The sequence below is a fragment of the Pseudoalteromonas sp. SR41-8 genome (genome assembly GCF_014163915.1).
GTDB lineage: Bacteria > Pseudomonadota > Gammaproteobacteria > Enterobacterales > Alteromonadaceae > Pseudoalteromonas > Pseudoalteromonas rhizosphaerae.
Map to the genome: position 1 here is coordinate 162376 of NZ_JACJEE010000005.1, position 11494 is coordinate 173869.

Annotated in this window: 9 protein-coding genes; 5 read left to right on the forward strand and 4 right to left on the reverse strand. The window is 41.3% G+C overall.

Features of this window, described 5'->3' with window-relative positions; translation table 11 throughout:
- Window positions 1-267 precede the first annotated feature (267 nt).
- The 3 genes from H5162_RS05620 to H5162_RS05630 are packed head-to-tail and all read left to right on the forward strand — an operon-like array spanning window position 268 to window position 2596.
- Window positions 268-1125 carry a chitodextrinase gene (locus H5162_RS05620; RefSeq protein WP_182759543.1) on the forward strand — a complete coding sequence of 286 codons (858 nt, stop codon included), beginning with the start codon at window positions 268-270 and terminating at the stop codon, window positions 1123-1125.
- Window positions 1122-2255, forward strand: coding sequence for a KTSC domain-containing protein (locus H5162_RS05625; protein WP_182777926.1), 1134 nt, complete (start codon window positions 1122-1124; stop codon window positions 2253-2255). The genes H5162_RS05620 and H5162_RS05625 overlap by 4 nt, the downstream gene beginning before the upstream one ends.
- A 59-nt stretch (window positions 2256-2314) precedes the next feature.
- Window positions 2315-2596 carry a hypothetical protein gene (locus tag H5162_RS05630; protein ID WP_182777928.1) on the forward strand — a complete coding sequence of 94 codons (282 nt, stop codon included), beginning with the start codon at window positions 2315-2317 and terminating at the stop codon, window positions 2594-2596.
- Between the two features lie 158 nt (window positions 2597-2754).
- Here H5162_RS05630 and gcvP read toward each other — a convergent pair whose 3' ends face one another.
- From gcvP to H5162_RS05650, 4 genes are all read right to left on the reverse strand, one after another.
- Window positions 2755-5646, reverse strand: coding sequence for an aminomethyl-transferring glycine dehydrogenase (gene gcvP, locus H5162_RS05635; RefSeq protein ID WP_182734647.1), 2892 nt, complete (start codon window positions 5644-5646; stop codon window positions 2755-2757).
- A gap of 175 nt (window positions 5647-5821) precedes the next feature.
- On the reverse strand, window positions 5822-6211 hold the full coding sequence (gene gcvH / locus H5162_RS05640) for a glycine cleavage system protein GcvH (protein WP_145241859.1): 390 nt from the start codon (window positions 6209-6211) through the stop codon (window positions 5822-5824).
- A 55-nt stretch (window positions 6212-6266) separates the two neighbouring features.
- On the reverse strand, window positions 6267-7349 hold the full coding sequence (gene gcvT, locus H5162_RS05645) for a glycine cleavage system aminomethyltransferase GcvT (protein WP_145241861.1): 1083 nt from the start codon (window positions 7347-7349) through the stop codon (window positions 6267-6269).
- Window positions 7350-7536: 187 nt separating this feature from the next.
- Entirely contained in the window at window positions 7537-8136 is a 600-nt protein-coding gene (locus H5162_RS05650; protein WP_182777930.1) for a hypothetical protein, read from the reverse strand.
- 126 nt (window positions 8137-8262) lie between these two features.
- Between H5162_RS05650 and H5162_RS05655 the strand changes: the two genes are divergently transcribed.
- Both H5162_RS05655 and H5162_RS05660 read left to right on the forward strand, forming a co-directional pair.
- Window positions 8263-9108, forward strand: a complete 846-nt coding sequence (locus tag H5162_RS05655; protein WP_145241866.1) for a LysR family transcriptional regulator — start codon at window positions 8263-8265, stop codon at window positions 9106-9108.
- Window positions 9109-9313: 205 nt separating this feature from the next.
- On the forward strand, window positions 9314-11464 hold the full coding sequence (locus H5162_RS05660; protein ID WP_182777931.1) for a TonB-dependent receptor domain-containing protein: 2151 nt from the start codon (window positions 9314-9316) through the stop codon (window positions 11462-11464).
- The last annotated feature ends 30 nt before the right edge of the window (window positions 11465-11494 follow it).

Below are 11494 nucleotides of genomic sequence, written 5' to 3' on the forward strand. Positions count from 1 at the left end.
TATACGAGCTTTCACGATTTAATCCTGTTGCCTTAGCAATATCACTCACGCCATGCTTTTTCACCAAAGATCTGAAAGTGGTCACCCATAAGAAGCTTCCGATCATGCTGACGACTGTGTTTTCTTGATCTCTGTATTCAAAAACCAAGTATTGCTACTTTTCAAACTCATTAATGATTTTGAAATATTTAATCCTCCCACCTTGCATTTACCTAAAAAGTGAACTTAATTAAAAAAGTAATGGAACTTCATCAAAAGGAATTTGCAATGACTAAACTCATCATTATTGCTTGGTTACTTTTTTGTTCGCATGCTTACGCGACAAATATTTTTAAGCTTAACTCACAATCTAAAAATACAGATTTAGCTGATATTCAACCAAACCACCCACAATGGAATGCCAGCTCAATTTATGTAGCCGGTGATGTTGTTACTCACAAAGACAGCTTATTTATAGCCGCTTTTTGGGTTAAAGGTATTGAACCAATAGAAAACCAGCCCCATTGGGATGGCTGGATTTGGCTGCAAGATACCGTGATAGAAAAGTGGCAAGCAAACAAAGTGTATCAAGGAGGTAACCTTGTAAAACATGGACCCGACTATTACCTTGCCCGCTACTGGAATGAGAATAACGAACCTAAACCTCACAGTAGCTGGCAACGCATTAAAGATTTATTTTACCTAACCCCAGAGCTACCACCTGAACACCCTGATGACTATAAAACGTTGGACGGGGTTGATCAAAATGACAACGGTATCCGCGACGATTATGAGCGCTATGTGTATGAAAAGTTTGATTCTCCACAGCTCATCACCTTTAGTTTAGGTGCCGCTTCAACATTACAACTGGTTATTGATATTGAGCAAGGGCGCATACCAAATTTAGATACTGAGATTGGTAAACAGATTATTTTAGATTTTATAAATATTAGTATGTGTACAAGACAACTTCAAACTAAGCACCCACACTTTAGAAACCCAAAACTTATGTACTTCAATACAATAGACAGAGCCTACGCAAACCGTAAAAGCCAAAATAAAATTAGTGACTATATTGCTTGGGATGACGATTTTCATTATGCAGCAGATAAAGACTGTAACCCCTTAGAAGGAGCAATCAAATGACTAAATATCTAATAGTATTTGCTTTCATTCTCACGAATTATGCTTCTGCAAGTTATCAACCTCTAGATAGATACTGTACCAAACAAATTGATCAACTAAGATTATTTTATATAAATGGTATGTTTACAACAGAAGATGATTTTCGTGAAAATTTGTTTTGGTTAGATAATTTTCAAGATACTAAATTAGGTAACTACCTTAAAGGTAGAAAGCCAACGGGCAGCTATAACAAAGATGAAGACCTTCATATGCAAATATATGAAGTGGCAAAACAAAAATATGGCGATTTATCCCCTTTTTCAAATAAGTACCACCTCATAACTGCAATACTCGGTGGTACCGTCGACTCTCTTTCTCAGGAAAATATAGCCCATGTTGAATCTGTAATTGAAGAAGTATTTTCAAATGTAACTTATTCAAAGTTAAACGATACTGATTATAGAAATGCCTATCAAAAGCTGCTGTTTCAAATGCACTCTTGCAACCGTATTATTCTTATTGGTCACTCACAAGGTAATTTCTATACTAATGCACTTTTTGAAGACATTATTTCGAATTATCAATACACTGATGGCTATTACGCGTCAGATTACTCCTTAGTTGGTTTAGCTTCTATAGCAACACCAACCAGCTCTCTAGGCGGTAATTTAGGAGAAGAGTACGCACACCTGATATCACACCTCACATTAGATCAAGATGAAATAATGCGAGCTGTAAGAGTTTTATTCGGGAGCTTACCATCAAACTTTTCAATGTCTTCTTTATTTGATAATACAGGACATGGTTTGATCGATTCTTATATACGCAATGATAATGTGGCAACAAAGATCGGCGAAGGGATTGAGGAGTCAGTCCAAAACCAAACCCCTTTCCCCTTATTTGAACAGCACCCTGTAAATTCAGATGCTTTTTCGCATATAGGCTATTCAACAATCAATAAAGTCCTTGATCTGAAATTTGAATCAGGAAGCGTTTATCGTTATTACAATATCCCAATTTTAGTATGGGATGAGTTGTATTACTCAACATCAATGGGGAAGTTTTTTAATGATAATATTCGAGGTCAATACCCTTTTGATAAATTGGACATAGAAAGTATGACTTACCTAAAAATGACCACTACACGTTAATATCCTTTGATGAAGAAGGAAAAGCAATTCCGTCACCTGGTACCACTGAATGGGAAGCAATGAGAGTTCAGGAAACAATCAAGCGTCTGAAACTTAACGAACATAACGACCTTGCTGAAGCAAGAAGGAAAATTTGGCTGGATGTATCAAAAGAAATAGACGAATACTTCAAGTACAAAGCAAGGTGCAGAAACGGCGGTAATCCTGTTGCTAAAGAAAAAGTCAGAACGCATTGCGTAAATATCAGAAATATGACATTACCAAACGCTGAACTATCATCGGTAGCTCGATGTTGTATCATGTTTCGAAATGACCAACAGCTTTTAAGGGTGGTAGCCTAAACATTAACTACATTAATATATATCAAAAAAGCGAACCATTTCTGGTTCGCTTTTGCATTTTACTGACCTCAAAATTCAACTATCGGTTGCAGACTTTATTCGAGTTGCAAACTTAATTCCGATAGTTGCATTCTTTATTCGCAACCTGCAAAAAATTATTAGTCACGGTATGTCTCTACCGCTGGGCATGAACACACTAGATTACGGTCGCCGTAAACGTCATCGATACGCGTTACTGTAGGCCAGAATTTGTTTTTAGCCACTGCTGGTACTGGGAACGCAGCGTAGAAGCGGTCGTATGCTCTGTCCCACTCGTTACCAAGTACGTCGCCTTGTGTATGCGGTGCAAACACAAGTGGGTTGTTTTCGATAGACCATTCGCCAGAGATCACTTTGTCGATTTCGCCTTTGATTGACACCATAGCTTCGATGAAGCGGTCGATCTCAACTTTAGACTCAGACTCAGTAGGCTCAATCATCAAGGTGCCCGCTACTGGGAACGACATAGTTGGTGAATGGAAGCCGTAATCTTGTAAGCGCTTAGCCACGTCCATTTCAGTGATGCCTGAAAGCTCTTTAAGTGGGCGTAAGTCAACAATACATTCGTGAGCAACACGGTTGTTGCGACCACGGTATAAAATTGGGAAGTGCGCGCTTAACTCGTGAGTTAAGTAGTTTGCACTTACAATTGCCATTTCAGTGGCTTGTTTAAGGCCTTCGCTACCCATCATGGTGATGTAAGCCCATGAGATAGGTAAAATAGCTGCTGAGCCGTATGGCGCTGCTGATACTGCTCCGTTGCCGATACTCGTACCAGGTACGTTAATTACGCTGTGGTTAGGCATAAATGGCGCTAGGTGTGATTTAACACCGATTGGGCCAACACCTGGGCCACCGCCGCCATGTGGGATACAGAACGTTTTATGCAAGTTTAAGTGCGATACGTCTGAACCGATAAAGCCTGGGCTTGTTACACCTACTTGTGCATTCATGTTCGCGCCGTCCATGTAAACTTGGCCGCCGTGTTGATGAATGATGTCACAAATTTCACGAATTGTTTCTTCGTATACACCGTGCGTAGACGGGTATGTGATCATGATACACGATAGGTTTTCTGCGACTTCTTCAGCTTTCGCTTTAAGGTCTGCCATATCTACATTACCGTTTTTGTCACAATCAACAACTACAATTTTCATGCTCGCCATTTGTGCAGACGCTGGGTTAGTACCGTGCGCTGAACTTGGGATCAAACAAATATTACGGTGCGCATCGCCACGAGACTCGTGGTATTTACGAATCGCGATTAAGCCTGCGTATTCACCTTGTGCGCCAGAGTTTGGCTGTAATGAAACGGCGTCGTAACCGGTGATGTTAACTAACCAATCATGTAGTTCGCCCATCATGATTTGGTAACCTTCTGCTTGGTCTAGCGGGCAGAATGGGTGAAGATTAGCAAACTCAGGCCAAGTGATTGGGATCATCTCTGCGGTCGCGTTTAGTTTCATAGTACATGAACCTAACGAGATCATTGAGTGGTTAAGTGCTAAATCTTTGTTTTCAAGACGTTTGATATAACGCAGCATTTCAGTTTCGCTGTGATACGAATTGAAGTTAGGGTGCGTTAAGATTTCATCATCGCGTTCAAGGTTTGCAGGGATTGAATCGCTACCGTTTGCTTCGATGTCTGCTGCGATTGCATCAACACTTAAGCCGTGGTCTTCGCCAAGAATGATATCGAACAACTGTGCTACGTCTGCGCGCGTTGTGGTCTCAGATACTGAGATTGAGTATTCGCCATCATGGTTAGTAGCAAAGTTTACGCCGTTTGCTACAGCACGTGCTGTTACGTCTTCTTTGTTATCGCTAACAACTGTTAGGGTATCAAACCAGGTGCTGTGCTTAAGGTTTACACCTTTAGCTTTAAGGCCTGCGGCTAAAATATCAGCAAAGCGATGAATACGCTGTGCAATAGTTTTTAAGCCTTGTGGGCCATGGTACACCGCATAAAACGCAGCCATGTTAGCTAGCAATACTTGCGCTGTACAAATGTTTGAGTTGGCTTTGTCGCGGCGAATGTGTTGCTCGCGGGTTTGCATTGCCATACGTAGTGCATCGTTACCCAAACGGTCTTTAGACACACCAATGATACGACCTGGTAATGAACGTTTGTATGCATCACGTGTTGCGAAAAATGCAGCGTGAGGACCGCCGTAACCCATTGGTACACCAAAACGCTGGGCAGAACCAAGTACTACGTCTGCGCCAAGTTTACCTGGTGCTTTTAATAATAATAAGCTCATGATGTCAGCAGCAACACAGGCAATCGCTTTTTTGCTTTGTACGCCAGCGATTAAATCTGTGATATCGACTACTTCACCTGATGTTGATGGGTATTGAAATAACGCACCAAAAATTTCGTGATTTACAGCGTCAGCAGCAGGACCTACAACAACTTCAAAACCAAATTGGTCGGCACGGGTTGCCACAACGTCAATAGTTTGTGTGTGTACGTCATCAGCGATGAAGAAGATGTTGGCTTTTTTAGCTTTAGATACACGCTTTGCAAGGCCCATGGCCTCGGCAGCCGCAGTTGATTCATCAAGTAATGATGCACTTGCTAAATCAAGACCGGTAAGGTCTAAGGTCATAGTTTGGAAATTAAGTAATGACTCTAAACGCCCCTGAGCAATCTCTGGTTGGTATGGAGTGTACGCTGTATACCAGCCTGGGTTCTCAAGCACGTTACGTAAAATCACGTGTGGTACATGAGTTGGGTGGTAGCCTTGACCGATGTAAGATTTAAACACTTTATTTTTGCTTGCTACTGATTTTAAGTAGCTTAGTGTTTCAACTTCAGTGCGGCTTTCGCCCACTGTTAGGCCTTGCTCTAAGCGGATGCTTGCAGGTACAGTTTGACCGATCAGCTCTTCAACACTCGATACTCCAAGAGCACTTAGCATATCGCTTACTTGTGCTGGGCTTGGCCCAATATGGCGGCGAATAAAATCTTGCGTTTGCTCTAATTGTTCAAGAGATTTGGCGTTTGACATTTGTCCAGATTCCTATGATCCAAAAAATAAATGGTTATTACTAATGGGTGACCAGTAATAACTTAAAAGCTTTTGATTTAATAACTTACAGTGTATGGAAAGTAAGCAGTAAAATCATAAAAGCCCCAATTATGTTAGGTATAATGGGGCTTTTAGTACGGCGATAAACTAATTATTAGTCTTCGTCGATGGTGTTTGCATAGCCTTCAGCGTCAAGCAAGTTTTCTAGCTCAGACTCGTCAGATGCTTTAATGCGGAATAACCAACCGTCGCCGTAAGCGTCGTTGTTAACTGTTTCAGGTGCATCTTCAAGGTCTTCGTTGATTGCAACGATTTCACCGCTGATTGGTGCATAGATGTCTGATGCCGCTTTTACTGACTCCGCTACTGCACAGTCTTCGCCTGCATCTACTTCATCGCCTACTTCTGGTAATTCAACAAATACCATGTCGCCAAGTAGTTCTTGTGCGTGCTCAGAAATACCTACAGTGAAAGTACCGTCACCTTCGTTGCGAACCCACTCGTGTGAAGAGGCATACTTTAACTCGCTAGGGATATTGCTCATTTTATTCATCCTTTGGTTTATATTGGGTGATAACACCAAATCTTTTAATTGATACTTAAAGTACAGACTTACCGTTACGTACAAAGCTTGGTTTAACTACTTTTACGTTAACTAATTTTTTACGCATTTCTACTTGAGCAGTTTCGCCAGTTGAACGTGGTACACGTGCAAGGGCAACACTAAAACCAAGTGTAGGTGAGAAAGTACCAGAGGTAATGACGCCTTCGCCACCATCAACAATTACTTTAGAACCACTACGCAATACGCCTTTTTCTTCCAGTACTAGGCCAACAAGTTTATCAGTGCTTTTGTCAGCGCGTTGCTGTACTAGTACGTCACGACCGATAAAGTCACGATCTTCAGGTTCCCATGCAATGGTCCACGCCATGTTAGCAGCAAGTGGTGATACGCTCTCGTCCATATCTAGGCCGTAAAGGTTCATACCCGCTTCTAAACGCAGTGTGTCACGTGCGCCAAGGCCCGCAGGCGCAACACCAGCATCTAGCAGTTGTTGCCAAAGATCCGCAGCTTGCTCGTTCGGTACAACAATTTCGTAACCGTCTTCGCCAGTATAGCCTGTTGTAGCAATAAATAAATCACCAGTTTGCACACCAAAAAACGGCTTCATATCTGCAACAGCTGCTTGTTGATCAGCCGTTAAGATAGTAGCAGTTTTTGCTTTAGCATTAGGGCCTTGTACTGCAATCATGGCAAACTCTGGGCGCTCTGTTACTGCAACGGCAAAATCAGCTGAAACTTTAGCCATGTGCGCTAAATCTTTTTCACGAGTTGCAGAATTAACCACTAAGCGATAATCAGTATTTGAGAAGAAGTAAATGATAAGGTCGTCAATTACGCCACCTTGCTCATTCAGCATGCCAGTGTAAAGCGCTTTACCAGGAACGGTTAATTTAGCAACATCGTTAGCGACTAGTTTACGAAGGAATGCTTGTGCTTGCTCGCCTTTGACATCAACAATAGTCATGTGTGAAACGTCAAACATGCCTGCATCGGTGCGCACTGCGTTGTGCTCTTCGATTTGCGAACCATAGTTGATTGGCATTTCCCAGCCATGAAAATCAACCATTTTTGCTTTTGATTCTAGGTGTTTTGCATGTAAAACTGTTTTAGAAGTCATAATATTCCTTCACTTTATAATTAACCCAAGATTGGGCGTGGCCTCAATTTAATGAGGGGGAATAACATGGGCGGCGATTATACATAAGTTGTAATGCACCTAACACCCAAATTGCGATTTGTTCTTACAAATAAATTACAAAAAGCTGGCAACTAAAAAATACGCTAGCCAGCTTATCTATTTATGTTCAAGCAACGTCTGGTAGTGACATATCAAAACCGCGTTGCTGTAAATATATTTGCCATTTAGTCAGCTCTGGCGCTTTGGCCACCAGCTGAAAATACTGTATTGATTGTTTATCAATAGCGGTAATAAATACCTCACCACTTTGCGTACCATAACAGCAGTTAGTGTCTGACAAGCGCAGTCCAGGGGTGAGTTTAAATGCTTCGACTAAGGCGTCAAATGCTTGCTCACCAGATAAAGTTAAGGTCGCTAAATCAGTGCGTGTAACAAACTCAATATCGTAGCGCAGTTGCTGTTCACTGATCAGTGCTTGTAATTGAGCCGCTGCATCTGTGAGCAACACGAATCTAAACGCTGTTGCACTAAAGTAATATAACGCAAAGCTATAATTGCTATTTAGGTCGCCATCTAAGGTGCCTTTCACACCTAAACCACTGGCGGTTAGTTTGTTTAAATCTAACCCTAATATAGTGGTTAAAAACGGGATTGCTTCAGTACCGCTAAAATCGATCACTACGGTGTTTGTATTGACCTGTAGCATATTGCTATCAGCTGCTTCAATCTGGCTATGACGAGCAAACATTATCGGGCTAAAAGTCATTATCGACACCTATCAATCTTTAATGGCAAAAGTATATTGTGCAAGTCTAGCAACAACAAATTGTAATTATTAATCAATTGATAAATAATACTTATCAATCTACCCCCATAAATTGTAATTTTTAATATGAAAAATATCTCAACAGACAGCTTACGCACGTTAGTTACTGTGGTTGAAGTAGCAGGTTTTGCTAAAGCAGGCGATTTACTTGGCTTATCGCAACCCGCTGTAAGTTTACAAATAAAGCGGTTAGAAGAAATGCTCGGCCATAAGCTATTTAAAAAACAAGGTCAGCGCCAAGTGCTCAATCAATACGGTGAACTGCTGCTGCCGATGGCAAAGCAAATGCTGCTGCAAAACGACACCATTTTGCAATTATTTACTAAAGAGAATGTGACCGGTAAGGTACGTTTGGGAATACCCAGCGAATTTGCAGCTCGGATCTTACCCGCTATTATCGGTGACTTTGTGGCACTTTACCCTGAAGTGTCGTTAGAGGTTAAATCGCGTTTAAGTAAGCATTTACTGTCGGTTTCACGAGAAGACCAGTTTGATTTAGTACTGGCGTTAAATGAAGATTTAAACTCTGAAAAATTCCCTGTTTTTATGCAAGACCAACTGGTCTGGGTTGGTGATTTATCAATAGCACAAAATGACGTTGTTACGCTTGTGACTGCACCGGAAGGTTGTATTTATCGACGCCGCGCCATCGAGGCATTGCAACTTGCGGGTATTAAGTACCGCATAAGTTATAGTAACGCTGATTTAACAGGCCTTACTGCGGCTTTAAAAGAAGGATTAGGGATCACCGTTTTGGCTAGAAGCACAGTGCCTAATGAACTTAATTATGAGTTAAACACCGCTATTTTACCGAGCCTAGGTAAAATAGGTATTAGCTTAACAAAGCATGCAGAACAAGCCGAGCATGCGGTAGATAAACTTGCCGAGTTTATTGCATTACGCTTGACTTAATAGCTAACAAAAAGCCGCCTTTAGTTATCTTTTGATAATTTAGATTATCGCAACGGTATAGTAATACAATATTAACAACAATATGTTTTCATATTTATATTCAAAAACTTACTTAACGATCGGAATTGTTACAAATAGGATTGATTCGTATTATTTTACATGTTTAAATTGCGCCAGTTAAAATTAGACACATACAGGATCTATAATGCCTCCTAAGCTTATTGTTTCAACACTTTCGATGGCTATTGCTTTATCATTAAGCGCTAATGCCGTTGCAAATGATGCAACAAATAAAAAAAAGAACTTTGAGCAAATTACCGTTATTGGCTCGCAAGCCGCAATTAACGATATTCCGGGTTCTGCTACATTTATCTCAGACGAACAATTACAAAAATTCGAATTTACCGATATTTCTCGTGTTTTAGCATCTGTACCAGGTGTTTACGTGCAAGAAGAAGATGGTTATGGCCTGCGCCCTAACATTGGTATGCGCGGAACAGGCACTGGCCGTAACGATAAAATATCTGTAATGGAAGATGGCGTTCTCGTAGCACCCGCTCCTTACTCAGCGCCATCGGCTTACTACTTCCCTACTATGGGCCGTATGGAGTCTATTGAAGTATTAAAAGGCGCAGCCTCTGTTAAGTATGGCCCACGCACTACCGGTGGTGTTTTAAACTTACTTTCGCGCAGCTTACCGACCGAAGGTTCAACGGGTTTAGTAAACGCCGAACTCGGTAGCGATGGTTTTTATAAGGGCCATGCTTACTTCGGTAAAGAAAAAAACAATGCAGCCGGCCTTATTGAAGTTTTCAGCTATGGCGCAGATGGCTTTAAAGAATTACCTGTAGGTAGCGACAACACAGGCTTTGAAAAGAACGACGTTCTACTTAAATTTGGTTATAAGTTTGGTGAAAACAACGCGCATAACCTAGAGATGAAAATTAAGTACTCTGATGAACAATCTGATGAGACTTACATGGGTTTAACAGAAGAAGATTATAAAGCGTCACCAAACCGTCGTTATGCCGCATCACAAAAAGACCAAATGAACACGCAACATAATGCATACCAATTAAATTATGCTTATCGTTTTGGTGATGGTTATGAGTTATTAGCGACAGCTTATCTCAATGATTTTCATCGTAATTGGTACAAAGCGAGCAAAGTAAGTGAAAGCTATTTAGCACAGTACAGTGAATTTGAAGCGGCACCAACAGCTGAAGGTATTGAAGGCATTGGTATTAAAGCAAATAACCGCGACTACCAAGCCAAAGGTGTGCAATCAGAGTTGCACATTCCTGCGGGCGATCACTATGTGACTGTTGGCGTGCGCTACCACGAAGACGAAATGGATCGTTTTCAGTGGGAAGACAAATACACACTTAATCAAGATTTAAGTATGACCTTAACGTCTCAGGGCGTTCCTGGTTCTGACAGCAATCGTGTAGATAGTGCAAAAGCAACAACGTTATTCATTCAAGACCAGTGGTCAATCGATGCATTAGTGATTAATGCAGGCCTTCGTTATGAAGACATCACAATTACCCGCGTAGAGTGGTCAAAGTCTGATCCTAAACGTGAAAATGGCTTAACTAAAGACGTTTCAAACGATACACAAATCTTAGTGCCATCACTGGGTGCAACTTACACCGTAAGCGACAGCCTAACGCTACTTGCAGGTATTCAGCAAGGTTACGCTCCTGCTGCACCAGGTAATGCTGACCAAGAAGAAGAGGAAAGCGTAAACATTGAGTTTGGTGGCCGTTATAACGTTGCTGGTTTTAATGGTGAAATCATTGCATTCTTCTCTGATTACAGCAATATGCATGGAAATTGTACTGCATCTGTAGGCTGTAGTGATGAGAACATTGGCGACCAATACAACTACGGCGAAGTAGAAGTATCGGGCTTTGAGTTCTCTGCAGGTCGTATTTTCGAAACTAATAGCGCAACATTCCCTGTACGCTTAACTTACACTTATACGGATTCACAGTTTAAAAATGATTTTTCATCAGATATCTGGGGGCAAGTAAATAAAGGCGACGCAATGCCTTACGTTCCAGAGAATCAAATCGCTCTTTCATTTGGTGCCGTGCTTTCAAGCTTTGTATTTGATACGCAAGTGCGTTATGTATCTGACGCACATGCTGATTTAAGTGCTGACGGCTTGAATGCAATCGACAGCCGTGTTGTGTGGGATTTAGCCGCTAAATATTTAATTGATGACAATCAAAAAGTATATCTAACGGTTGATAACTTGTTTGATAACACTTACATCGCTAACCGCGCAAACGGTGGTATTCAACCAGGTAAACCACGCACAATCCAAATGGGTTACAGCTACGCGTTTTAGGCTAAAGGCTAAAGGCTAAAGGCTAAAGGC